Raw genomic sequence first — 23867 nt, forward strand, 5'->3', positions numbered from 1 at the left:
TCCCGTTCCCGGTTTGAGATTGCTGAGTTGAAGCTTGAGTTTCTGGATGATCCCGACAATTCCGGGAACATATTTTTATATCAGGATGTCCTCCAGCACCGTCTGTCCGTCGAGCATGCGTACGGTGCGGTGACTGTAGCGGGCGTCGTGCTCGGAGTGGGTTACCATAATAATGGTGGTGCCGGCCGTGTTGAGGTCGGTGAGCAGCTGCATCACCTCGTTACCATTGCTCGAGTCCAGGTTACCCGTCGGTTCGTCGGCCAGGATCAGCTTGGGATTGTTGACCACAGCGCGGGCGATGGCCACCCTTTGCTGCTGTCCGCCGGAGAGCTGCTGGGGAAAATGGTTGCGGCGGTGCATGATCTGCATCCGGTCCAGCACCTCTTCTACCTTGCTCTTCCGTTCGCCGGCTTTTACGCCCGTGTAGATCAGCGGCAGCTCTACGTTTTCAAATACGGTCAGCTCATCGATAAGGTTAAAGCTCTGAAAGACGAAACCGATATTGTGCTTACGCAGCTGCGCCCGCTTACGTTCGTTGAAGCGGGCCACCTCGATGCCGTTGAAGACAAAGCTGCCGTTATCCGGGTCGTCCAGCAGGCCGAGGATATTCATGAGGGTGGTTTTGCCGCAGCCGGAGGGCCCCATGATCGCGACGAACTCCCCCTCTCCCACTTCCAGGGAAAGCTTGTTCAGGGCCACGGTCTCTACCTCTTCGGTACGATAGGTTTTTTCGAGGTCGGTAATCTTTATCATGTTGTTCATATTTTTAATTTCTCGTTTCCGGTTCAATAGTCTAAGGTCTAAGGTTTAACGTCTAAAGTTAATCTGACTGAAAAGGAATCTTAGACGTTAGACCTTGAACTTTAAACCTAAATGCCATTCACCTTTCTCCCTTTACCTTTAACCTTTTATGTTCACCGCTATTCGGTCCGCAGGCTTTTCACCGGATTGGCGAGGGCGGCGCGGATGGCCTGAAAGCTCACTGTCGCCAGCGCGATCAGGATGGCCGACAAGCCGGCCACCAGGAATATCCACCAGCTGACCCTTGTCCGGTAGGCGAAATTATTCAGCCAGCTGCTCATTCCCCACCAGGCCAGAGGAATGGCCGCCACGATAGCTATCAGCACCAGCCTGAGAAAATCGACGGACAACAGGGCGGTGACGTTTCCTACGGTTGCGCCCAGCACTTTGCGGATACCCACCTCTTTTATCCTGACCTGCGCGGTATAGGTGGCCAGGCCGAACAGTCCCAGACAAGAGATAAAGATGGCAATGGCGGCAAACAGGTTAAACAGCATGCCGGTGCGCTGGTCCGATCTATATTGCTCTTCAAATTGTTTATCCAGAAAGCTGTAGCTGAAAGGCATATAGCCGGCATATTTCTTATACTCCTTCTCCGTAGTGGCAATAGCTTGTTTTGCGCCGGTTGCCGTGGTCCTTACATAAAGGATATTTCCACGGAACCAGGAAAACAGCAGCATCGGTTCGATAGTCGCTTTCAGGGACTGGAAGTTAAAATCCTTTACCACCCCTATGATGGTTCCTTTTCTGTTGTGAAAGCTGATGGGCTGCCCGGTGTAAGGCGGCTTCAAGCCCATCTTCTTTACCGCCGTTTCATTGAGGATATAGTGGTTACTATCTGCCGGCGTACCGGACAGACCTCCTCCTTCGAGGTACTGTATCTTCAGGGTGGGAATAAAGTCCTTATCGATATTGGCCTGTGAAATCATCATGTTGACATTGTCAGGCTTTCCCTGCCACTCGATATCGCTTGTGGAACTCCAAAAATCGGATAGATCATATATATTGGAGATTGACACATTCAGGATGTCCGGCTGCCGGAGTAGCTCCTGCTTTACCACGTCGATATGGTTTACAACGTCCGAAGTAAGCGGCACGCGGAATACATAGCTTTTGTCAAAGCCCAGATCCTTGTTCCGGATATAGCCCATCTGTCGGCTGATCACCAGGGTACTGATGATCAGCACAACGGAGATGACGAACTGGAATATCACCAGCATTTTCCGGAATAAGGTGGTCCCCAGTCCCGGACTGAGCTTTCCTTTCAGGGATCGTATGGGATTAAAAGAAGACAGGAGAATGGCCGGATAAATACTGGAAACTAGCAGGGTGCCCAGGATAGCCCAACCGATCACTTTCCACATCTGCATATCCGCCAGGGTAAAATGCAGCGTCTTGTCCGAAATACGGTTATACAGGGGCATCAGCAGCGCCATCAGCCCTATGGCGATCAAGGCGGCCAGGCAAAACAACAAAAAAGTTTCGATAAAAAACTGAAAAAACAACTGTCTTTTTGCCGCTCCCACGATCTTGCGGATGCTGACTTCCCGGGCACGCACCAGGGATCGGGCGGTGGAAAGGTTCACATAGTTGATGCCCGCGATCAGCAGCAGCAGGATACCGACCAGCATAAAGATGCGGACCATTTTCAGCTTTGCGTCATTGCCGTCGGTACCGGTAAGATGAATGCTGCTCAGTGGATGTAATTGAAAATTGCTCTGGCTGTCGCCATTCCGCGCTTTTTTATACGCTTCAGAAAAAGCCCGGCCTGTTTTTACCGGATCGGCACCCGGGCGGAGCTTTACAAAATCTCGGAAATTATAATCTCCCAGGTCCTGATCGATGGTCTTCCATTCTCCGTTGCCCCCGTTGGCGGTAAATTGCCGTCCGTAATAGCCCATAGGAAAGAGCGCGTCGTAATGCAGGCTGGAGTTCTGCGGAAAATCCTGCAATACCCCGGTCACCCTGAAATTATTTTTTTGGAATACGAGCGTTTTGCCCATGGCAGCCGCGGCGCTTCCAAAGAATTTTTCTGCTGTGGATTGCGTGACGACGACGGCGTTGTTGTCCGGAAACAGCGTCGCCTTGCTGCCATACAACAACCGGAAGTCGAATATCCGGAAGAAAGTGCTGTCCACAAAGGCCGTTTGGTGCCCGTCAATTACCTTGTCATGTGCAACGTCTGAAAGGACCTGGTCCACATCCGGCAGGATCCTTACCAGCGACTCCACCTCCGGCATGGACCGGGAAAAGACGGACAGCGGTCCCGGTATGCCATCTACAGTCATTTCTTTGCCGTTGGCCTTGAAATGCGCGCTGAGCTGATAGATGTCCCGGTAGTCCTTGTGAAACCTGTCAAAGCTCAGCTCATCCTGCACCCAAAGCAGCACCATGATGCCTGCGGCAAGACCGATCGCCAGCCCGCTGATGTTGATCAGACTGTAGAAACGGTTCGCCTTCAGATTTTTCCAGGCTGTTCTAAAATGGTGCTTGATCATGGTCAGTTTCCGGTTTGAGGTTTATCTCGCGCACTATGATTTTTAAAGGTCTCAATGAAACGAAGTTCGGCAACGCCATTTAAAAATAATTCGATCCCGTTGCCAATGCTGCGCCTTTCTGGTTTCCGGTTGATTTGATGATTTGGTAATGGAGTAATCATCAAACGCGGAGCGTTCATTGAGACCACTAAAGATCATTGTGCACGAAATAAATTAGCACATCATCAAATTTTCAAATCATTAAAATGCCCTTTACCTTTCGCCTTTTACCTCAGTTTTTCAAATTCAGCTCCTGCACGTCGCCGTAATTCTCATAGCTGGAAGTAACGACCCGGTCGCCGGGCTGAAGCCCCTGCAGCACTTCATAATAATCCGGGTTTTGCCGGCCCAGCTGTATGTCGGTCTTATACGCCGTCTGTCCGTCCTTGCTCAGCTTGAAGATCCAGTTGCCCCCCGTCTGCTGATAAAATCCGCCGCGCGGCAGCAGCAGCGCCTGCGTTTCATCGCTGAGGGCCAGCCTGATCTGCAGGGTTTGGCCCCGCCGGATGCCTTTTGGCGCTTTCCCCGCGAATTCCATATCGACCTGAAAGCGGCCGTCGGTGACCTGGGTATATACCTTTTTTATCTTCAGCGTATAGGTGGAATCGGCGAAGGTAAAGTCGCCCATCAGCCCGGTAAAGATGCGGGAAATATAATGCTCGTCCACATCCACCCGTACCTTAAAGCCTCCCAGCACATCGATCTGACCCAGACGGGTACCCTTGGGAATACTTTGCCCTACTTCGGCATCCAGGGAGGTCAGCTGTCCGTCCACCGGCGCGCGTACGATCAGGTCGCCCACTTTTTTCCGCATCAGCTTCAGGGCGTTCTGCGAACCTTCGTAGGATTGCTGGGACTGATCGAGCTGTTGCCTGTTGGTAAGTGAGTCCTTCTCAAGGATCTGCTGCATCAGCTTCTTTTTCTGCAGCTGATAGTTATATTCGTTTACAGCCTGCTGGTATTCCTGCGAGCCGATCACCTTTTCCGCATACAGGTGCTTATCCAGCTTATAGATACGTTCGGCCTCTTTCAGGTTGTTTTCCGCATCCGTCATCAGGTTCTGGTTGTTGATGGTATTCTGCTGGGAAGCGTTCCGGGAAATCTGCATCTGGGTCAGCAGGTTGTACACGTTCGTCTGCTGGTTTACCAGCTCCAGCTCCAGGTCGGTATTGGACAGTCGCAGGATGGGCTGGTCTTTTTTCATGATGGTGCCGTCATCCACGTATTTCTCCTCTACCCTTCCTCCCTCCAGCGCATCCAGGTAGATGGTGGTCAGGGGCAGCACCACCCCGTTCACCGGGATGAACTCCTGAAAGGTCCCCTTCTTAACCGTGCTGACAGTGATCCTTTCCGTTTCCACATTCAGCCGCGACTTGCCGCCGGTAAAATAAATGCTTGCCCCGATGAGCAATACAATGCCGGTAATGCCGCCGATCATCAGTATTCGTTTCTTTGACCATCTTTTTTTGGGAAGTACTCTGTCCACTGCTTATTTTTTTGTCTTTGCCCTTATGCTATACAAGTCGTGCCAAAATACTAAACAATTGTAAATTAAAAACATATACATTGCTAAATTTAATACCATGTCCGGTTCCGATACAGCGGGTGTACGGTTTTGATACAGCCTTTATATCCGGGTTTCCGGGGCGGTCAGAAATTATTGTAATGCCTTCGAAATTATGCTATACTTGCAGAAGCTTCCAAATCCACCGCAATGCTATTAAAACAGGCCAGGGTGCTGGTAATCGACGACGACCCGGACGTGTTAACAGCCGTCAGGATGCTGCTGAAAACGGAAGCCGGGGAGGTGGTCACCGAGCGCAATCCGGAAAATATCCAATGGCTTTTGTCGCGGCACTCTTTTCAGCTGGTGCTGCTTGATATGAATTTCAACAGCGCAACCAATACTGGGAACGAAGGGCTTTACTGGTTGAAGCGGTTAAAGGAAATAAGGCCGGATACGGCGGTAATCATGATCACCGCCTATGGGGATATTGACCTCGCCGTGCGTTCCCTCAAGGAGGGGGCGGATGATTTTGTCGTCAAGCCCTGGCATAACGAAAAGCTGATCGCCACCTTTCATGATGTGTTGCGGAAAAGAAGTCCGCATGCGGCTCTGCTCCAGGAAGACAGCGGCGAGATCATCGGCAGCGAGCTGCTGGGCGGCTCCCCCGCCATGGAGGATATCTTTCACAAGATACGGAAGATAGCCCCTACCGACGCCAACATCCTGATCCTGGGCGAGAACGGAACCGGGAAAGATCTGATCGCCCGTGCGGTCCATGGAGGATCGCTGCGGGTAGGAAAACCATTCGTAAAGGTAGATGTGGGAGCGCTGACCTCGGGCTTGTTTGAAAGCGAGCTGTTCGGGTATAAAAAGGGAGCCTTTACGGATGCCACGGAAGACCGCGTAGGCCGTTTCGAGGTAGCCAACGGCGGTACGCTTTTTCTGGATGAGATCGGCAACATTTCCCTGCATCAGCAGGCCAAGTTGCTGACGGTGCTTCAGAACCGGCAGGTCGTCCGTCTCGGTACGCATGAAACGGTGCCGGTCAACATCCGGCTGATCTGCGCCACCAACCTGCCCATCTCCGAGCTATCCGATGAGCAGCGGTTCCGGAAGGACCTGATCTACCGTATCAACACCATCGAGATCGTGGTGCCGCCCCTCCGTGAGCGGGGGGAAGACATCCTGCTGCTGGCCCGCCATTTTGCAAAAAGCTATGCCCGAAAGTACCTCAAGCCCAGCATTGGTTTCTCCCGGCCGGCAGAGGACAAGCTGATGCAGTATCATTTCCCGGGCAATGTGCGCGAGCTGCAGTATATCATTGAACGGGCCGTGATCATGGCGGAAGAGGATGAGCTGCAGGCAAAGGATATCATCTTTTCACCGATAGAATCTTCCAGGCCTTCGGATATTGTACAGGAGGAAACCAACCTCGGGGCGGTGGAACGGAATACCATCCTGAAAGTCATCGAAAAAAACAACGGCAACATCACCAGGGCAGCCAAAGAGCTGGGGCTGACCCGCACCGCGCTGTACCGGCGATTGAGCAAATATGACATTTAAAGGATTCAGCTGGGGACTTTTTCTCAGGGTGTTGCTGCTGTTCCTGACACTCCTGGGCATCGCTTTTCTGGTGGTGAACCGGGAATGGCCTTATGCCGTATATGCCACCCCGTTGGTAGTTTTACAGCTGGTTTACTTTTTCCGTCTTCACAAAAAAGTACGGGAGGAAATGGAGGAGTTTGTGGAGGCGGTCCATTACCGCGACTTCACCCGGCACTTTGCCTGGAAGCATTCCCCGATGGAAGTGCGCGCGTTGCGCAAGGGATTTAATGCCATAAACGAAGCATTTAAGACCATCAGCCGGGAAAGGGAGACCCAGTACCAGTACCTGCAAAAAATACTGGAGCTCGTGGATACCGGTATACTTTGCTTCGAAACAAAGACCGGCCAGGTGATCTGGATGAATGAATCTTTCAGACAACTGCTGGGCATACCCTATCTGAAGAATATCCGTCTGCTGGAGCGGCGAAGCAAGGACCTGCTGGGCAACCTGCAGGAGGTAAAAAGCGGGGAAAGTAAAATTGTAACATTAAAAAAGGAAGACAGCCCGATCAAGATGCTGCTGACCTCCGCTGTTTTTCAGACCGAGGGCAGGCTTTACAAACTGGTGGCCTTCCAGAACGTAAACGAGGCTTTGGACGAAACGGAATCCCTGGCCTGGCAGAAGCTGCTGAGCGTGATGACCCACGAGATCATGAACTCCGTGGCGCCTATCGCTTCCCTGGCGGATACGCTTAAAAAGAGGGTGCAGCACACCATCAGCCATATCCCTGCCGGTTACGAAGACGGCGTGCTGGACGACCTGGAACTGGGCATCGATACCATCAAGCGGCGCAGCGAAGGGCTCACCAAATTTGCCGAAACCTACCGCAACCTCAGCAAGATCGCCAACCTGCAGCTGTCGGAAATACTGGTGCGCGACCTGTTCGAAAACCTCTACCTGCTTATGCAGCCGACGCTGCAGCAGAAAAATATCGAAATGGAGATCGTGCTCCGGGATACGGCCATGGTGCTGGAAGCGGATATCAACCTGCTCGAGCAAGTGCTGATCAACCTGGTGGTCAACGCTATGGAAGCGGTGAAAGAAAAGCCGGCTCCCTGCATCACCCTGTCGGCAGGCTATGACAATCACAGACCCGTATTGTCTGTGGCCGACAACGGCAATGGCGTCCCGGCGGCATTGCTGGATAAGATATTCATCCCCTTCTTCAGCACGCGTAAGAATGGCAACGGCATCGGCCTGAGCCTCTGCAAACAGATCATGATGCTGCACCGGGGAAATATACAGGTACATACCCTCGAAGGCAAAGGCACCGCCTTCAGGCTGCAGTTCTGAGTGGCCAAAAGCAGGGGCTTATCGAGATCAATGAAGTCTCAAATATAGCGGAAGCTTAAACGACGGCGGTTTTGTGAAACCTGTTCCGGTAATCTACCGGGGACAAGCCGGTAATCTTTTTAAAGACCGACCTGAAAGCCTTGGTATCCATGTAGCCTACATCGTACATGACTTCGTTTACGTTTTTCCGTTCGCTTTCGAGCAGCTTTTTGGCCGCTTCTATTTTTACCCGCTGTATATATTCCAGCGGCGTGTTGTTGGTGGCTTTCTTAAACCTCCGTTCGAAATGCCGTTTGCCGATGGCGAACTTCACCGCCAGCTCCTCTACCGATATTTTTTCAGCTACATTATTTTCAATAAAGGTCTGGGCCTCCCGGATAGGCAGATCGTCATGCTTTTTCTGACCGTTAAACATGATGAAGGGCGACTGGCTCTTGCGGTCTATTTCTATTGCAAAGAACTTAGAGGCCCGGATGGCCAGCTCCCGTCCCGCATATTTCTCCACCAGGTACAACAGCAGGTTCCAGTACGAGCTGGCGCCCCCGCTGGAATAAAGGCGGTCCTCCTCGGTGATGATCCTGTCGTCCACAAGGTCCACTTCGGGAAACAGCTCTCGGAAGTCGTTGGCATAGATCCAGTGGGTGGAACATTTCCGTCCGTTTAGCAAACCGGTAGACGCCAGCAGGAAGGCTCCGATGCAAAGGCTGGCTATTTCAGCGCCCTGCCGGTATTGCTTTACCATCCAGGGGATAAAATCGCGGTTGACATCCAGCGCCGTTCTCAGATCCCCGCTCACCGCCGGCACGATAATAAGGTCCGTCTGCTTTACCTGCTTCAAAAGCACATCCGGCCGTACGGCAAAGGAGCCTTTATTCAGGTGCACTTCAGACGAGAGTCCGGCCAGCTGCACCTGGAACAAGGCCGGCTTTCCGGCTTCTTCCAGGAAATCGTTTATCGCGGTAAACATATACCGCGGATCATATATGCTGGCCAGTACGGCATTTTCGGGTACAAGAATAGATACCTGTTTCATCCGTTGATTTTTATCTTTTTTAACCCCGTAGGATACCCGGCGGCGGTTCACCGTTTCCCGGCATTCAAATGTAAGGGAAATTCCCTATATGTGTCCCTGCTGTTCTGCCGTTCTGTTGTGAAAAAGGCATTCATACGAAGATAAAGTCGTACCCGGCCCCTTATATAGTCGCGGATAACCCTGCCGGCTCCCCGGCCTCCGCCGTACTTTTGTAAAAAGGCAGAGCATGGGCGCAAGAAAGGTCATCATATCCACGAACGTTACGCTGAACGGCTTTATGGCCGGATCTCACTGTGAGCTGGACTGGCATTTCGGCTACTGGAACGAGGAGATGGCCATGTATACCGGCATGCAGCTGTGCCGGGCAGATACGATCCTGCTCGGCCGTAGAACTTTTAATGCCATGGCGGCGTACTGGCCCGGTGTAACGGCGTCGCTGTGCGCTGCGCGGGAGGAGATCGCCTTTGCGGGCATGATGAACAGCTACCGGAAAATAGTCTTTTCCCGGAGCCTGCAAACGGCAGGCTGGAATAATGCCGTGCTGGCCAGCACAACCGTATCCCGCACGGTGATGCAGCTGAAGGCCCTTCCCGGCAAGGACATGATCGTATTGGGAAGCGGGAGCATTGTTTCCGCGCTGATGCAGGCCGGTCTGGCCGATGAGCTGGCCCTCTGGGTGCACCCGGTTTTGCTGGATCAGGGGAAGCGCTTTTTCCCGCCCCTGCAGCATAGCTTTGCCCTGCAGCTCTCCCGGGTAAAAACCTTCGGGTCCGGGGTGACGCTGCTTTGTTATGAAAGAGCGCCGGAAGGTATATAGATTTTATGGCTAATTTCGCCCTACTTAAACTATCCGAAAGTGGGACGCGTTTTGCTCATTGACGACGAAGAAAAGCTCCGTACCCTCATGGCCAGGATCATCGGCCTGGAAGGTTTTGTGATCACACAGGCCGAGAGTATAAAGACGGCGCAGCAAAAGCTGGCCCAGGAAGATTTTGACGTGATCATCTGCGATGTCAAGCTGCCCGACGGGAATGGTGTTGAGCTGGTACGGGAGATCAGGGAAAAACAACCCGGATCGGAGGTCATCCTTTTGACCGCCTATGGCAACATACTGGACAGCGTTCAGGCCATAAAGAACGGCGCCTTTGACTACATCGTAAAGGGAGATGATAATAACAAGATCATTCCGTTGCTGCATAGGGCCATGGATAAGGTACAGCTGGTCAAGCGGCTGCACCGGCTGGAGCAGCAGGTAGGTCATAAATATTCCTTCGAACAGATCACGGGCACTTCAAAAAATATCCTGGAAGCCATCGAGCTGGGCAAAAAGGTAGCGCAGACCGATACGGCCGTATTGTTGCTGGGGGAAACCGGCACCGGGAAAGAGGTTTTTGCACAGGCTATTCATCACGCCGGTAAAAGGAGCAGCAAGCCGTTTGTTGCGCTGAACTGCTCGACCTTCAGCAGGGACTTGCTGGAAAGCGAGCTTTTCGGGCATGCGGCAGGGGCCTTTACTGGTGCGGTAAAAGACAAGAAGGGTTTCTTCGAAGAAGCGCATACCGGCACCCTGTTCCTGGACGAGATCGGAGAAATGGCCACTGACCTGCAGGCGCGGCTGCTGCGGGTGCTGGAAAGCGGAGAAATGATCCGGCTGGGCACTACGCAACCCATTAACGTGGATGTACGGGTGATCGCCGCTACCAACAGGAACCTGGAAGAGGAGATAGCGCAGGGTCGCTTCCGGAGCGATCTCTTCTACCGGTTATCCGCTTTTCAGATCACACTGCCTCCGCTCCGGGAAAGGGCTCCGGACATCCGTCTGCTTGCGGAGCACTTTGCCGGGACCTTCGCCCTGAAGATGAACAAGAAAATCAGCGCTCTCCATCCGGACTATATCACCGCCCTGGAACAAAACCCCTGGAAAGGCAATATCCGCGAACTGAAAAACGTCATTGAACGCAGCGTGATCCTGAGCGACGGCGATACGCTGGATAAGGAAAGCCTCCCCTATGAGATCCTGCATGCCCGCCCGGACGGCGCATCCATCTCGGCCTTCTCCATGGCGGGCGCCGAGAAGCTGCATATCCAGAAAGTGCTCAATTATACCCGGGGCAACAAAGCCGAAGCGGCCCGCCTGCTCGAGATCGGCGTAGCTACGCTTTACCGGAAAATCGACGAATATAAGATATCATAACGTCCTGTCTCCCCTTCTCCCACCCGATCCTTCTGTGGGGACCGGCACAGTTTATCCCCTTTTCATTTTGATAAGCGGCCTATCATTTTGATAGGCTTTTTTTATTTCCTTTTCGTCAGGAACTTGATCCAACAAAATGGCTGTTAATCATTTACATGCAATCCTATGGAGTGTGGAACAGCATTTGGCATCCGGATACCGAACCAAAAACAAATACCATGATCCTTCTTCTTCTTGCAGCCGGCCTGCTCTGTTTTGCACTGTTCTTTAAATCCATTGACTTTTTTGAAAAAGCATAAACCATGATCGTCTTATTCATCATCGCCGTGCTGGTATTTGCCTACATGTGCTACGTATTGATAAAACCGGAAAAATTTTAGACAAGAAATGAATACAGAAACATTGGGCATTATCGCCATGTTCACCCTTACGCTTTTGCTGGCCTTTCCGCTGGGGAAATACATAGCAAAGGTGTATGGCGGGGAACGTACCTTTTTGGATCCGGTATTTAACCCGCTGGAAAGCATCTTCTTCAGGCTTAGCGGCATCGATCCTCATGAAGCATGGAGCTGGCAGAAGAACCTGGTGGCCCTGCTGACCATAAACCTGATCTGGTTCCTGCTGGGGATGTTCATCTTTATGAACATGGGCTGGCTCCCCCTGAACCCTGATCACAACCCAAGCCAGAGTCCCCACCTGGCCTTTAACACCACCATCTCTTTTCTGGTAAACTGTAACCTGCAGCATTACTCCGGCGAGTCCGGGGTCAGTTATCTCGGACAGCTTTACCTGATGTTCCTGCAGTTTACCACCGCTGCTACGGGTATGGCCGCCACGGCCATCCTGTTCCGGGCGCTGCGCGGGGGAATACACAAAACGTATGGCAATTTCTTTAATGATTACCTGAGAACCTGTATCCGGATCCTGCTTCCCATATGTCTTGTCATCGGCGTCCTGCTCCTGTTTAGCGGCACGCCCATGACTTTTGAAGGAAAGCAGCAGATGATTACCCTGCAGGGCGACACGGTACAGGTCTCCACCGGGCCGGTGGCCGCCTTTGTGCCGATAAAGCACCTCGGCACAAACGGAGGAGGATTCTTCGGGGCCAACAGTGCCCATCCTTTGGAGAACCCGGGTTATTTCAGCAACATGCTGGAAATGGGTGCCCAGATGATCATTCCTTTCGCCATGATCTTTGCCCTCGGCTTTTTCATCCGGCGCAGGCGGCTTTCGGCGGTCATATTTGGCGTCATGACGGCCGGCTTCCTCGCGCTGGCCATCCCTAATATTGTAACGGAAAGCCATGGCAATCCGGCCATAGCCAGGATGGGGATCGACAACAGCCCGGGTAACATGGAGGGCAAGGAAATCCGGTTTGGTGCAGCAGCTTCGGGCTACTGGAGTATAGCCACTACGGTTATCTCCACGGGATCCATCAACTCGATGCACGACAGCTACATGCCCCTGTCCGGCATGAACGAGCTGGTGGCGATGATGATCAACTGCTTCTATGGGGGAGTGGGCGTAGGCTTGCTCAACTATTTTGTATTCATCATCATTGCGGTGTTCGTCAGCGGGCTGATGGTGGGCCGTACTCCTGAATTCCTTGGGAAAAAAGTGGAGGCGCGGGAGATGAAAATAGCGATGATCATCGCCCTGCTGCATCCTTTGCTGATCCTCGCCGGTACCGCGCTGGCCGCCGCCTTGCCAGGGCTTACCGCCGGTACGCTGGCCAACCCCGGGTTTCACGGATTCTCGGAGATGCTCTATGAATATACCTCGAGTGCGGCCAATAACGGCAGCGGCTTCGAGGGACTGGGCGACAATACTCCCTGGTGGAATATCTCTACCGGGTTTGTGCTCATCCTCGGACGTTTCCTGCCCATCATCGGTCCCGTGGCGATTGCCGGTATCCTGGGCGGGAAAAAATATATCCCGGAGAGCGCCGGTACGCTGAAAACCGACACGGTTACTTTCGGTTTCATGACCCTTGCGGTCATCATTATCGTAGCCGCGCTGGCCTTCTTCCCCGCCCTGACCCTGGGACCCATAGCCGAATTTTTCGCTTTTAAATAAAAGATCCACATGAAATCACATCATAAATCACTTCTTGATAAAGGGCTCGTAATTGAAGCGTTAAAACAGTCGTTTGTCAAACTGAATCCAAAGAGCATGTTCCGCAATCCGGTGATGTTCACCGTATGGATCGGAACGCTGGTCATGTTGCTGGTATGCTGCTGGATACTGGCCGGCGAGCCTACACAGGGCAGCTTTGTCTACAGCTTTGTCGTTTTTGGGGTATTGCTGCTGACCGTCCTGTTCGCCAATTTTGCCGAGGCCATCGCGGAGGCCCGGGGCAAAGCCCAGGCCAACTCGCTCAGGAAAACCAGGGAAGATACCCCGGCCAAGAAGATTTCGGTAATGGACGGCGTTTTTGTCAACGAAATCCGGATGGTGCCTTCTTCCCTGCTGGGCAAGGGAGACTATTTCATCTGCGAAGCAGGCGACATCATTCCCACGGACGGGGAAATAACCGAAGGGCTGGCCACCATTGACGAGAGCGCGATCACCGGAGAAAGCGCGCCGGTGATCCGTGAGGCGGGCGGCGATAAAAGCAGCGTCACCGGCGGTACCAAAGTGCTGTCCGACCACATAAAGGTAAAGGTGACCGCCGCCCCCGGGGAGAGCTTCCTGGACAGGATGATCGCCCTGGTGGAAGGGGCCAGCCGGCAGAAAACGCCCAACGAAATAGCGCTGAATATCCTGCTCGCCGGCTTTACCCTGGTATTCATCATTGTCTGCACTTCACTGAAGCCCTTTGGGGATTTTGCAGGGGTACCGATCACCATTGCGGCCTTTATCGCCCTGTTCGTCTGTCTTATCCCGACCACCATCGGCGGACTGCTTTCCGCTATCGGCATAGCGGGGATGGACCGCGCGCTGAGGGCCAATGTGATCACCAAAAGCGGAAAGGCAGTGGAGACGGCCGGCGATATCGACGTGCTGCTGCTCGATAAGACCGGGACGATCACCATCGGGAACCGGAAGGCGACGCATTTCTTTCCGGCAAAAAATGTAGATGAAAGACAGTTTATCTATGCTGCTGTGCTGGGCTCCATCGCCGATAATACCCCCGAAGGTAAATCCATCGTCGAGCTCTCCGGTCTCGACCCCGCCGGACTGCAGCCGGACCGTCCGGCATTCGTCGGCTTTACTGCAGAGACAAGGAGTTCGGGCGTCGATCTCGGAAACGGCACCCGCATCCGCAAGGGTGCGGCAGATGCCATAAGAGGGCTGGTCGAAAAAGCCGGCGGTGTTTTTCCGGATGAAATAACGGAGCGGGTAAAAGAGATCGCCGGCAACGGAGGCACCCCCCTCGTGGTAAGCGAGGAGAGATCCGGCGTCGCCGCCGTACTGGGCGTTATCGAATTGCAGGACATCATAAAACCCGGCATACAGGAACGTTTTGAACGGCTCAGGAAGATGGGGATCAAAACGGTGATGGTGACGGGTGACAACCCGCTTACCGCCCAATACATCGCGCATAAAGCAGGGGTAGATGATTTTATTGCCGAAGCGAAGCCGGAGGATAAGATGAACTATATCCGGAAAGAGCAGGCCGGAGGCCGGCTGGTGGCGATGATGGGCGACGGCACCAACGACGCTCCCGCCCTGGCCCAGGCCGATGTGGGAGTAGCGATGAACAGCGGAACACAAGCCGCAAAGGAAGCCGGCAACATGGTGGACCTGGACAATGATCCTACCAAGCTGATCGAGGTGGTGGAGATCGGAAAGCAGCTCCTGATGACCCGCGGTACGCTCACCACCTTCTCCATTGCCAACGACGTGGCCAAATATTTCGCGATCATACCGGCCTTGTTCATTCCCGCTATTCCCGCCCTGGATGCGCTGAACATCATGCAGCTGCACAGCCCGCAAAGCGCCATACTGTCTGCGGTGATCTTCAATGCCATCATTATCCCCCTGCTGATCCCGCTGGCGCTCAGGGGGGTGGCCTATAAGCCCATCGGCGCCAGCGCCCTGCTCAGAAGGAACCTGCTCATTTACGGATTGGGCGGTATCCTGATCCCCTTTATCGGGATCAAGCTCATCGATCTGGTGGTGGGTCTTTTTGTATGATCCGTTTGAACCCATAAAACAAAAGAAAAATGAAAAAGTATCTCTTGCCGGCCATAAAACTGACGCTGCTCTCCCTGGTATTGCTTTCAGGCTTTTATGTGCTGATCCTGCTGGGCATAGCCAGGATGGTGCCGGGTAAAGGCCATGGTGAAAAGATCACCGGGAACGGCCGCACTTATTACGCCAATATCGGCCAGGCTTTCACTGAGGACAGGTATTTCTGGTCCCGTCCTTCGGCGGTGGACTACAACGCCGCAGGCAGCGGCGGAAGCAACAAGGGACCCAACAATCCCGATCTGCTGAAAACCGTGCAGGCAAGGATAGACACCTTCCTGGTGCATAACCCCGGCGTCGATAAATCAAGGATACCGGTAGACCTGGTTACGGCAAGCGGCAGCGGGCTGGATCCGGATATTTCGATAGCCGCGGCGATGGTGCAGGTGAAACGCATTTCCGCGGTCAGGGATATTCCCGAGTCCCGCCTGGAGGAGCTGGTGAAGCAATCGGTGAAAAAGCCTTTGCTCGGCCTGTTCGGTCCGGCCTCGGTAAATGTGCTGCGGCTGAACCTGGCGCTCGACCGCCTGCAAAAGTAAGCCCTGCCTTGTCGCCGTCCCGGCGGATAAGCTATTGTTTTAACCCGATAACCTTTACCATGAAACGATCTGTAAGGAATTTAATCATGATCCTGCTGTTTACCGGCGCGGCAGCCGGAAGCTGTCTGGCCCAGGATACGACGGAAAACAAACCGCTTACCTTCAGCGGTTATGCGGAAGTTTATTATACTTATGACTTCAACCGCCCCGGAGATCATACCCGCCCCGCTTTTCTGTACAGCCATAACAGGACCGGTGAAATAAACCTCAATCTCGGTTACCTGAAGGCGGCTTACGGCAGCAGCCGGGTGCGCGGTAACCTTGCATTGGCAGCGGGGACTTATATGAATGCGAACTATGCCGCCGAAGAAGGTGTGCTGAAAAATATCTATGAGGCCAATATAGGCGTAAAGCTCTCCGGTAAGCGGAAGCTCTGGATAGACGCCGGCATCCTGCCCTCCCATATCGGTTTTGAGAGCGCCGTCGGCAAGGATAACTGGACGCTCACGCGGGGGCTTGCCGCCGAGAATTCGCCGTATTTTGAAACCGGTCTGAGGTTAGGATATACCACGCTCAACGGAAAATGGTATCTGGCCGCACTTTACCTGAACGGCTGGCAGCGCATCCAGCGACCGGAGGAAAACAATACGCCGGCATTCGGAGCAGAGGTCACCTTCAGGCCCTCGGAAAAGGTCACACTCAACTACAGCGGCTTTTCCGGAAGCGACCAACCGGACAGCCTCCGGAAAATGCGCTATTTCAACAACCTTTACGGCATTTTTCAGATCAGCGACCGGTTCGGGATCACGGCGGGGATCGATTTCGGGCTGGAACAGCAGGAAAAGGGCAGCGGAGATCTCCATACCTGGTACGCACCCGTCCTGATCTTCCGGTACAGCCCGTCCTCCCGTATACATATCGCCGTAAGGGGCGAGTATTACCGGGATAAGAACGGGGTCATCCTGGCCACCGGTATGACGCATGGGGCCGCGTTGACCGGGGTTTCCGCCAATGTGGATTATGCGATCACATCCCATGTGGTCTGGCGGACCGAAGCCCGCAATCTTAGCAGCAAAGATGCTATCTTTATAAAAAAGGACGGTTCGGTAGCCGGCCACACTACCGCCGCTACCACCGCCCTTGCAATCTTCTTTTGATGAGCGATAAAGAAAACGATGCCCTGCATTTTATCGACCTGATCAAAAGATCAAGGCGGGGAAAGTTCAAGATCTATATCGGCATGAGCGCCGGGGTGGGTAAAACGTACCGCATGCTCCAGGAAGCGGGGGCATTGCTGAAAAGCGGCATAGACGTAAAGATCGGCTATATCGAAACCCACAACCGGAAAGAGACGGCCGCCCTCCTGGACGGCCTTCCTGTTATTCCGAGACGGAAGCTTTTTTACAAAGGGAAAGAGCTCGATGAGCTGGATCTTCAGGCCGTCATCAACCTGAGACCCGAAGTCGTGATCATCGATGAGCTGGCCCATTCCAATATCGAAGGAAGTAAAAATGAAAAGCGCTGGCAGGACGTAGCCGATATACTGGAAGCCGGCATCAATGTGATCAGCGCCGTCAATATCCAGCACATTGAAAGCCTGAGCAGGGAAATAAAAGATATCACCGGCATCGCGGTATCCGAGCGCATCCCCGATAAGGTGCTGGCCATGGCGGATGAAGTGGTGAACATCGACCTTACTGCCGATGAGCTGATCAGCCGTTTGAAAGAAGGGAAGATCTATCCCGCAAACAAAATTCAGACCGCGTTGAATAATTTTTTCAAAAGCGAACATATCCTCCAGCTACGGGAGCTTGCCCTGAAGGAAGTGGCCGGGCAAGTGGTGCGTCAGGTGGAAACGATCGTGCAGAAAAGTTCCGGTCTGAAAAGGGAAAGGTTCCTGGCCTGCATCGGAAGCAACGCCAACAAAGCAAAGAACATTATCCGGAAAACCGCCCGCCTGGCCAGCTATTACAGCGGTGAATGGTTCGTGCTCTACGTACAGGCCCCCAAAGAAAGTCCGGACCGGATAGCCCTGGACAAACAGCGTATGCTGATCAATAACCTCAAGATGGCCACCGAGCTGGGGGGAACGGTAATCCGCGTACGGAACAGGAACATCCCCGCCGCCATTATAGCCGAGGCCGGCAAGCGGCAGATCACCACCGTCTGTATCGGAAAGCCGCATATCAGCCTTATCGGTATCATCCTGTCTACCGGCGTATTTAACGAACTGCTCAAACAGCTTTCCCGCAGGGATACTGACTTAATCATCCTGTCATGAAGATCAAGACAAAACTGACCCTTGGGGTCGGCCTGCTTTTCCTGCTCGTTATTCTGCTGGCGGCGGTAAGTACCTGGTATATCAATGCGCTAAAAAAGGACACCAGCAATATCCTCAGCGCCAACTACAATACCCTGGAATATTCGAGAAATATGATCCTGTCGCTGGATGAGATGAAGGATGACCCCGGCGCAAACGTGCGGTTCGAGGACAACCTGCGGAAGCAGAAGGGGAATGAAACAGAGCCGGGGGAGAAAGCCGCCACCGAACAACTGGAAAGGCATTTCCGGCAGCTGCAGGCCGGTCCCGCCGATCCGGCGATGCCCTCCCTCATCCGGGCCGATATTTCAAAGATCATGCTGCTGAATATGCAGGCCATCCGCGAAAAGAGCGACCTCGCCTCACATACGGCATCCACCGCCACCGTATGGATCGCCATTACGGGAATGATTTGTTTTCTGATCGCTTTTGTGCTGATGGTGAACCTTCCGGGCAGCATAGCCGATCCCATAAAAGAGCTGATACAGAGCATCCGGGAGATCTCGGCGGGGAATTATCATGAAAGGGTGCATTTCGGAAGCCATAACGAGTTCGGGGAGCTGGCCGGATCTTTTAATGCCATGGCGGAAAAGCTGGAAGAATATGTCGGAAGCCGTCTGGATGAGGTCCTGATGGAAAAAAAGCGCATCGACACGCTGATCAATAACATGCGCGACCCCGTTATAGGTCTGGATGAAAATGAAAAAGTACTGTTCGCCAATGATGAAACGCTCAGGATAACCGGTCTCCGCAAAGAACAGCTTGTGGGCGGACAGGCGGCAGATCTCGCCGGGCGTAACGATCTGATACGGATACTGATCCGGGATATCGGCAGGGAACAAACCCCGCCGCCGCAAAAAAAGGCTCCCCCCCTGAAGATATTTGCCGATAACAAAGAGAGCTATTTTGAAAAGGAAGTGGTCAGGATCAGCGTTATCCCTACGGGAGAAACGGAAAAAAAAGAGATCGGGCACGTTATTATCCTGAAGAACGTAACCCCCTTCAAAGAGCTTGAATTTGCCAAAACCAATTTTATCGCCACCGTTTCCCATGAGCTGAAGACGCCTATTTCTTCTATCCAGATGGGCCTGGAACTATTGCGGCACAACCAGACCGGGGCGCTCAATACAACACAGCTGCAGCTGCTGGACAGTATCAGCGACGACAGCAACCGGTTGCTGAAGATCACCGGAGAGCTGCTGAACATGACCCAGGTCGAGACCGGGAATATTCAGCTGGATATCCGTAAAAACAATGCCCATACCGTGCTGAAATATGCCCTTGACGCTACAAAGACACAGGCGGAGCAAAGACATGTCCGCATCACCGTAGATGCGGATGAGCCGGTCCCCGACCTGAAGATGGATGCCGAAAAGACCGCCTGGGTACTTACCAATTTTATCACCAATGCTATCCGGTATTCGCCGGAGTACAGCGAAATCATCCTTTCCCTGAAAAAAAGGGAAAATGCCCTGTTTTTTTCGGTAAAAGATTTCGGAAAAGGCATCGGCCGCCGGTATATCGAAAAAATATTTGACCGCTATTTCCAGGTGCCCGGCAGCCCGAAATCGGGAAGCGGGCTGGGGCTTTCCATAAGTAAGGATTTTATCGAAGCCCAGGGCGGAAGTATCGGTGTTGAATCGGAAGAAGGACAGGGCAGCACCTTCTTTTTCTATTTTCCCTTCCGTATCTGAAACCTGCTCCTGAAAGGCGAAGACAGATAGTGATGCCATAGGATCATGGTGGCCACGGTGCGATAGGGACTCCAGCGTCCGGCGATTTCCAGCAGCTGTTCCCGGGAGGTATCCCGGTCCAGGTTTTTGGCCCGCTTCAGGGCATTCACCGCGGCCAGGTCGCCGATCGGAAAGATATCCGCCCGCTGTAAGACAAACATCAGGTAGACGTCTGCCGTCCAGTTGCCGATGCCTTTTATCTCCGTCAGCCGGGAGCGGACCTCCTCATCCGGCATTTGCTCCAGCGCCGTCAACTTCAGCCGCCGGCTCCTTATTGTCTCCGCCAGGGCCCGGATATATGCCGCCTTCTGGCGGCTTACATAACAGGCTTTTAAGGTATCATCGCTGAGCGCGAGTATTTTCCGGGGCGTTATGCCGCCTGTTTTCTCCTGCAGCTTTTTTAGCGCTGCCAGGGCGGAGGCCAGCGATACCTGCTGCTCCAGGATGATGTGAACAAGGGTTTCGTACGTATTGGGTCGCGTCCACATCGGCGGATAGCCGTGGGCTTTCAGGATGGCGGAGATGTCTTTGTCCTGTTTGGCCAGCTGATCGCAAGTGTGTTGAAAGTTATGCGCCGCAAATTTCTCGAACATACTCATGAAATTAGGTCGTGGGATGCCTGCTATATGCCGTCTTTCCCGGGGCAGCCTGTAAGTGCCGCCAATGGTAAAGATAGGGCAAAACCGGTAACGGAAGCCGGTCTTACGGGTTCACCGAAATTGCTCCTTACCGTTTCAATCCGTTGACAGGAGCCCTCTTGGAAAAGGCCCTGGTATAGCCGTCAGAAACTTTCATCGATCAGTTCCTTGTTTATTACCGCTCCGGCAAACGAACCGGTATACACGGCGTTGGCTACCGACCGCATGGGCGACGTGCCGTCGCCGCAAGCCCAGATGCCGGGAACGGTGGTTTTCTGCATCGCGTCTACCTTCAGATACCCCTGCTCGCTGAGCACGCAACCCAGCTGCGCCGGTATATCGCAATGCTGCTCGAAGGGCAGCCTGGCATACAGGGCACTGGCGGCGGCCTGGGAGCCGTCTTCAAATATAATGCTCCTGAGATGGCCGTCCGTATGCTCAAGCCCGCGGACAAGGGTAGAAACAACAGGGATGTTACGGCTTTTTAGCTTTTCGATTTGTCCGGGTGTAAAATCCGGCGCCCCGTTGGTGAAAACGGTCAGGTCCTTTGTCCAGTTGGAAATCAATTTTGCCATTTCAAAAGCGGAGTCCCCGTTGGCCAGTATCCCCGTTTTTTCATGACGGTATTCATAACCATGGCAATAAGGACAGTGGATAACGGATATGCCCCAGCAGGCGGAAAACTGGTCAATATCCGGCATCAGATCTTTTATCCCGGTGGCAAACAACAGCTTTTTGGCAAAGAAGCTCCTGCCGGACCCGGTTACGATCTCAAATCCGTCCGGTCCGCTGATTCCTTTTACCGCCAGGTCGTGGTGAAACTTTACCGTGTCATAAGCCAGCACCTGTTCCCGGGCTGAAAGCGTAATGGCGGCTGGGGCTTTGCCGTCCTGGGTGATGAAGTTATGCGAATGCGGGGTCTGCCGGTTGCAGGGTTTGTCGCTGTCTATGATCAGCACACGGCGCAAAGCGCGGCCGAGGCTCATTGCAGCCGAAAGTCCTGCATAGCTGCCCCCGAGGATGATTACCTCAAAGCTGTCCTGGTTGCTCATCTTTTTTTCGCAAAGGTAAACGGATTTTTTATTATTGCGACCTTGTCGCAATAATATTTTATCTTTGCAGGACCTTTCATGCCATCCGGCCTTGAAAACAAAGGTTAGCAAAGATGAAACGGAACACAAAAACAAAAGACCTGGTGCTGAATGTCCTCAAAGCTGCAAGAACGGCTGTAAGCCATGATCATCTGCAGGCTGAATTGGGAAAAACGGTCAACCGGGCAACCATCTACCGGGTGCTGAACAGCTTTTGTGATGACGGCATCCTGCACAAGGTGCTGGGAGACGACGGGAAACATTATTTTGCCTTTTGTCTGAATTGCAGCGAAAAGCAACACCGGCATAACCATTTGCACTTTCGCTGTATCAAATGCGGAAAGGTGGAATGTCTGCACCACGAGATTGATCTGAGCCTTCCCAGGGGATACCGTGCGGTAGATTTTAACGGCTTTATCTCAGGATATTGCCCGGTTTGCAAGCCGTAATGACGTTTATACGTCGATTCCACTGTTGTCGCAAACGCCCCCTAAGTTTGTCGGATTATGGTCGCGTCAATTTGGAATGTCCGCTATATCTTCGCAAAGTAAATTTTGGAAAATGCCGACTGACGACGCTATTGTGGTAAAAGAGCTGAAAAAATCGTTTAAGGACCTCCGGGTGCTGTGCGGGATCAATTTTTCGGTAAAACGGGGAACGGTACTGGCCATCCTGGGCCCTAACGGCGCGGGAAAAACCACCACCGTCCGTATCCTCAGCACGCTGCTGTCTCCCGACGGAGGTACAGCAACGGTAAACGGGTTTGACGTACAAAAACAACCCAGGCAGGTACGGGGCAGCATTGGGCTTACCGGTCAGTTTGCTGCGGTAGACGAATACCTGACCGCCGAAGAAAACCTGCATATGCTGGGACGGCTCTACCGGATGAGCAACAACGCCATCAAAGCGCGTACCCGGGAATTGCTGGAAAAATTCGATCTGGTAGAAGCGGCCAGGCGACCGGTAAAAAACTATTCAGGCGGCATGAAACGGCGCATAGACCTGGCCATGAGCCTGGTGGCCTCTCCCCCTGTGATCTTCCTGGATGAGCCTACTACCGGCCTGGATCCACGCAGCCGTATGGCCGTATGGGAAATGATACGGCAGCTGAAGGCGGAAGGCACCAGCATATTGCTGACCACGCAGTATATGGAAGAAGCCGATCAGCTGGCCGACCGGATCGTAGTGATCGACAACGGGCAGGTGATCGCCGAAGGTACCGCCGATGAGCTGAAGGCCCGGGTGGGCAGCGACCGTGTAGCGCTTAAGCTGGCAGCAGAAAGCGACATGCAGGCCGCGTGCCGGGTTATGGATGGGGAAGCTGTGCATACCGACTTTAACCGGCGCATCATCAGCATCACCACCCAGGGAGGCGTTACCCGGTTGCGGGAAATTCTGCAGCGCTTTGAATCTGCAGGGCTGCAGGTAGAAAACGTCTCCCTGAACCGTCCTACCCTCGATGATGTATTTCTGGCATTAACCGGTCACTCGGCAACAGACGAACCGGAAGAAAACGAACTTGAAAAACAAACCCGGAATGGATAAAATACCCTCGCAGGCTTCCGTGACCTCTCCCGGGCAGTCGTCGTTATTCTGGCTGCTGAGCGACTCGTGGATAATGGCCAAACGCAGCATCATGCATATTATCAGGAGCCTCGATCAACTGCTTTCCGTAGCCCTGTTTCCCATTATGTTCCTGATCCTGAATCGCTATGTTTTTGGCGGCGCCATAGATACCGGCAACATCAGCTATGTGAACTTTCTGGTAGCCGGCATCCTGGTGCAGATGCTGGCCTTTGGCGCCAACTATACCACGATCAACCTGGCGGTTGATCTTCAGAAAGGTATCGTGGACCGGCTCCGCTCGCTGCCCATGGCCAGCAGCGCCCTGCTCGTCGGGCATGTAGCTTCTGACCTCCTCCGCAACATCATGTCGGCCATTATCGTATTTGCCGTAAGCTTTCTGATCGGTTTCCGTTCTACCGCCACCGTTACCGACTGGTTGCTGGTCATTCTCCTTTCCCTGCTGTTCACGCTGGCCATCTCCTGGCTGTCGGCCATCCTGGGGCTGTTTGTCAAAAGTCTTGAGGCGGCGCAGTGGGTAGGCTTTGTGGTTATTTTCCCGCTGACCTTTGCTTCAAGCGCTTTTGTGCCTACCGATACCATGCCGGGAGCGCTCCGCTTTTTTGCCGAAAACCAACCCCTGACCCATGTGATCAATGCCATGCGATCCTGGCTGGTCGGCACGCCTTCCGGAAACTCCGCCTGGCTGGCCTTTGCCTGGTGTATCGCTACCATCGTTATCGCAGCGCCGCTGGCTACATGGATATTCAAGCGGAAAGGAACAAAATAAGCATGGGTTATTAACGCAGGAGATCAGT

Annotated in this window: 20 protein-coding genes; 14 read left to right on the top strand and 6 right to left on the bottom strand. The window is 53.3% G+C overall.

Features of this window, described 5'->3' with window-relative positions; all coding sequences use genetic code 11:
- Positions 1-75: 75 nt before the first annotated feature.
- The 3 genes from ABD851_RS06750 to ABD851_RS06760 all read right to left on the bottom strand — a co-directional run bounded on the left by ABD851_RS06750 (position 76) and on the right by ABD851_RS06760 (position 4824).
- Entirely contained in the window at positions 76-753 is a 678-nt protein-coding gene (locus tag ABD851_RS06750) for an ABC transporter ATP-binding protein (RefSeq protein ID WP_344977437.1), read from the bottom strand.
- Positions 754-920: 167 nt separating this feature from the next.
- Positions 921-3299: an ABC transporter permease gene (locus ABD851_RS06755; RefSeq protein WP_344977440.1), complete on the bottom strand. Its 2379-nt coding sequence runs from the start codon at positions 3297-3299 to the stop codon at positions 921-923.
- Positions 3300-3570: 271 nt separating this feature from the next.
- Entirely contained in the window at positions 3571-4824 is a 1254-nt protein-coding gene (locus ABD851_RS06760) for an efflux RND transporter periplasmic adaptor subunit (protein WP_344977443.1), read from the bottom strand.
- A gap of 228 nt (positions 4825-5052) precedes the next feature.
- Between ABD851_RS06760 and ABD851_RS06765 the strand changes: the two genes are divergently transcribed.
- Positions 5053-6408, top strand: a complete 1356-nt coding sequence (locus ABD851_RS06765) for a sigma-54-dependent transcriptional regulator (protein ID WP_344977446.1) — start codon at positions 5053-5055, stop codon at positions 6406-6408.
- Positions 6398-7744: a sensor histidine kinase gene (locus ABD851_RS06770; protein WP_344977449.1), complete on the top strand. Its 1347-nt coding sequence runs from the start codon at positions 6398-6400 to the stop codon at positions 7742-7744. Before ABD851_RS06765 ends, ABD851_RS06770 begins: the two co-directional genes overlap by 11 nt.
- Before the next feature lie 55 nt (positions 7745-7799).
- Here the strand turns inward: ABD851_RS06770 and ABD851_RS06775 are convergent, their stop codons facing one another.
- Positions 7800-8777 (bottom strand): GlxA family transcriptional regulator, encoded by a 978-nt coding sequence (locus ABD851_RS06775; RefSeq protein ID WP_344977452.1) that lies wholly within the window; start codon positions 8775-8777, stop codon positions 7800-7802.
- A 226-nt stretch (positions 8778-9003) separates the two neighbouring features.
- On the opposite strand from ABD851_RS06775, the gene ABD851_RS06780 reads away from it, so the two are divergent.
- From ABD851_RS06780 to ABD851_RS06820, 9 genes are all read left to right on the top strand, one after another.
- Positions 9004-9594 (top strand): dihydrofolate reductase family protein, encoded by a 591-nt coding sequence (locus ABD851_RS06780; RefSeq protein ID WP_344977456.1) that lies wholly within the window; start codon positions 9004-9006, stop codon positions 9592-9594.
- Between the two features lie 39 nt (positions 9595-9633).
- Positions 9634-10971, top strand: coding sequence for a sigma-54-dependent transcriptional regulator (locus ABD851_RS06785; RefSeq protein ID WP_344977459.1), 1338 nt, complete (start codon positions 9634-9636; stop codon positions 10969-10971).
- Between the two features lie 302 nt (positions 10972-11273).
- Positions 11274-11351, top strand: coding sequence for a K(+)-transporting ATPase subunit F (gene kdpF / locus ABD851_RS06790; protein ID WP_344978366.1), 78 nt, complete (start codon positions 11274-11276; stop codon positions 11349-11351).
- A gap of 7 nt (positions 11352-11358) precedes the next feature.
- Positions 11359-13047 carry a potassium-transporting ATPase subunit KdpA gene (gene kdpA, locus ABD851_RS06795; RefSeq protein WP_344977462.1) on the top strand — a complete coding sequence of 563 codons (1689 nt, stop codon included), beginning with the start codon at positions 11359-11361 and terminating at the stop codon, positions 13045-13047.
- 9 nt (positions 13048-13056) lie between these two features.
- Entirely contained in the window at positions 13057-15111 is a 2055-nt protein-coding gene (gene kdpB / locus ABD851_RS06800; protein WP_344977465.1) for a potassium-transporting ATPase subunit KdpB, read from the top strand.
- Between the two features lie 29 nt (positions 15112-15140).
- Positions 15141-15704 (top strand): K(+)-transporting ATPase subunit C, encoded by a 564-nt coding sequence (locus tag ABD851_RS06805; RefSeq protein WP_344977468.1) that lies wholly within the window; start codon positions 15141-15143, stop codon positions 15702-15704.
- A 59-nt stretch (positions 15705-15763) separates the two neighbouring features.
- On the top strand, positions 15764-16861 hold the full coding sequence (locus ABD851_RS06810) for a porin (protein WP_344977471.1): 1098 nt from the start codon (positions 15764-15766) through the stop codon (positions 16859-16861).
- Positions 16861-17985: a sensor protein KdpD gene (locus ABD851_RS06815; RefSeq protein ID WP_344977473.1), complete on the top strand. Its 1125-nt coding sequence runs from the start codon at positions 16861-16863 to the stop codon at positions 17983-17985. The genes ABD851_RS06810 and ABD851_RS06815 overlap by 1 nt, the downstream gene beginning before the upstream one ends.
- Positions 17982-19718, top strand: a complete 1737-nt coding sequence (locus ABD851_RS06820) for an ATP-binding protein (RefSeq protein WP_344977476.1) — start codon at positions 17982-17984, stop codon at positions 19716-19718. Before ABD851_RS06815 ends, ABD851_RS06820 begins: the two co-directional genes overlap by 4 nt.
- Here ABD851_RS06820 and ABD851_RS06825 read toward each other — a convergent pair.
- Both ABD851_RS06825 and ABD851_RS06830 read right to left on the bottom strand, forming a co-directional pair.
- A complete protein-coding gene (locus ABD851_RS06825; protein WP_344977479.1) occupies positions 19697-20350 on the bottom strand; it encodes a DNA-3-methyladenine glycosylase family protein in 654 nt (217 codons plus the stop codon). The genes ABD851_RS06820 and ABD851_RS06825 overlap by 22 nt on opposite strands.
- A gap of 188 nt (positions 20351-20538) precedes the next feature.
- Positions 20539-21447, bottom strand: coding sequence for an NAD(P)/FAD-dependent oxidoreductase (locus tag ABD851_RS06830; protein ID WP_344977482.1), 909 nt, complete (start codon positions 21445-21447; stop codon positions 20539-20541).
- Positions 21448-21560: 113 nt separating this feature from the next.
- Here ABD851_RS06830 and ABD851_RS06835 point away from each other — a divergent pair, with 113 nt between their 5' ends.
- The 3 genes from ABD851_RS06835 (at position 21561) to ABD851_RS06845 (ending at position 23839) form a co-directional block, all read left to right on the top strand.
- Complete coding sequence (locus ABD851_RS06835; protein ID WP_344977485.1) at positions 21561-21935, top strand: Fur family transcriptional regulator; 375 nt, start codon at positions 21561-21563, stop codon at positions 21933-21935.
- A 112-nt stretch (positions 21936-22047) separates the two neighbouring features.
- Positions 22048-23031, top strand: coding sequence for an ATP-binding cassette domain-containing protein (locus tag ABD851_RS06840; RefSeq protein WP_344977488.1), 984 nt, complete (start codon positions 22048-22050; stop codon positions 23029-23031).
- Positions 23024-23839, top strand: coding sequence for an ABC transporter permease (locus tag ABD851_RS06845; protein WP_344977491.1), 816 nt, complete (start codon positions 23024-23026; stop codon positions 23837-23839). The genes ABD851_RS06840 and ABD851_RS06845 overlap by 8 nt, the downstream gene beginning before the upstream one ends.
- The last annotated feature ends 28 nt before the right edge of the window (positions 23840-23867 follow it).

Origin of the sequence: Compostibacter hankyongensis, assembly GCF_039541075.1 — a bacterium.
GTDB classification, from domain to species: domain Bacteria; phylum Bacteroidota; class Bacteroidia; order Chitinophagales; family Chitinophagaceae; genus Compostibacter; species Compostibacter hankyongensis.

Excerpts from the sequence above, each read along its gene's own strand:
- ABD851_RS06750 (WP_344977437.1), bottom strand. The coding sequence starts at position 753 with ATGATAAAGATTACCGACCTCGAAAAAACCTATCGTACCGAAGAGGTA.
- ABD851_RS06755 (WP_344977440.1), bottom strand. The coding sequence starts at position 3,299 with ATGATCAAGCACCATTTTAGAACAGCCTGGAAAAATCTGAAGGCGAAC.
- ABD851_RS06765 (WP_344977446.1), top strand. The coding sequence starts at position 5,053 with ATGCTATTAAAACAGGCCAGGGTGCTGGTAATCGACGACGACCCGGAC.
- ABD851_RS06770 (WP_344977449.1), top strand. The coding sequence starts at position 6,398 with ATGACATTTAAAGGATTCAGCTGGGGACTTTTTCTCAGGGTGTTGCTG.
- ABD851_RS06775 (WP_344977452.1), bottom strand. The coding sequence starts at position 8,777 with ATGAAACAGGTATCTATTCTTGTACCCGAAAATGCCGTACTGGCCAGC.
- ABD851_RS06780 (WP_344977456.1), top strand. The coding sequence starts at position 9,004 with ATGGGCGCAAGAAAGGTCATCATATCCACGAACGTTACGCTGAACGGC.
- kdpF (WP_344978366.1), top strand. The coding sequence starts at position 11,274 with ATGATCGTCTTATTCATCATCGCCGTGCTGGTATTTGCCTACATGTGC.
- kdpA (WP_344977462.1), top strand. The coding sequence starts at position 11,359 with ATGAATACAGAAACATTGGGCATTATCGCCATGTTCACCCTTACGCTT.
- kdpB (WP_344977465.1), top strand. The coding sequence starts at position 13,057 with ATGAAATCACATCATAAATCACTTCTTGATAAAGGGCTCGTAATTGAA.
- ABD851_RS06805 (WP_344977468.1), top strand. The coding sequence starts at position 15,141 with ATGAAAAAGTATCTCTTGCCGGCCATAAAACTGACGCTGCTCTCCCTG.
- ABD851_RS06810 (WP_344977471.1), top strand. The coding sequence starts at position 15,764 with ATGAAACGATCTGTAAGGAATTTAATCATGATCCTGCTGTTTACCGGC.
- ABD851_RS06815 (WP_344977473.1), top strand. The coding sequence starts at position 16,861 with ATGAGCGATAAAGAAAACGATGCCCTGCATTTTATCGACCTGATCAAA.
- ABD851_RS06820 (WP_344977476.1), top strand. The coding sequence starts at position 17,982 with ATGAAGATCAAGACAAAACTGACCCTTGGGGTCGGCCTGCTTTTCCTG.
- ABD851_RS06825 (WP_344977479.1), bottom strand. The coding sequence starts at position 20,350 with ATGTTCGAGAAATTTGCGGCGCATAACTTTCAACACACTTGCGATCAG.
- ABD851_RS06830 (WP_344977482.1), bottom strand. The coding sequence starts at position 21,447 with ATGAGCAACCAGGACAGCTTTGAGGTAATCATCCTCGGGGGCAGCTAT.
- ABD851_RS06835 (WP_344977485.1), top strand. The coding sequence starts at position 21,561 with ATGAAACGGAACACAAAAACAAAAGACCTGGTGCTGAATGTCCTCAAA.
- ABD851_RS06840 (WP_344977488.1), top strand. The coding sequence starts at position 22,048 with ATGCCGACTGACGACGCTATTGTGGTAAAAGAGCTGAAAAAATCGTTT.
- ABD851_RS06845 (WP_344977491.1), top strand. The coding sequence starts at position 23,024 with ATGGATAAAATACCCTCGCAGGCTTCCGTGACCTCTCCCGGGCAGTCG.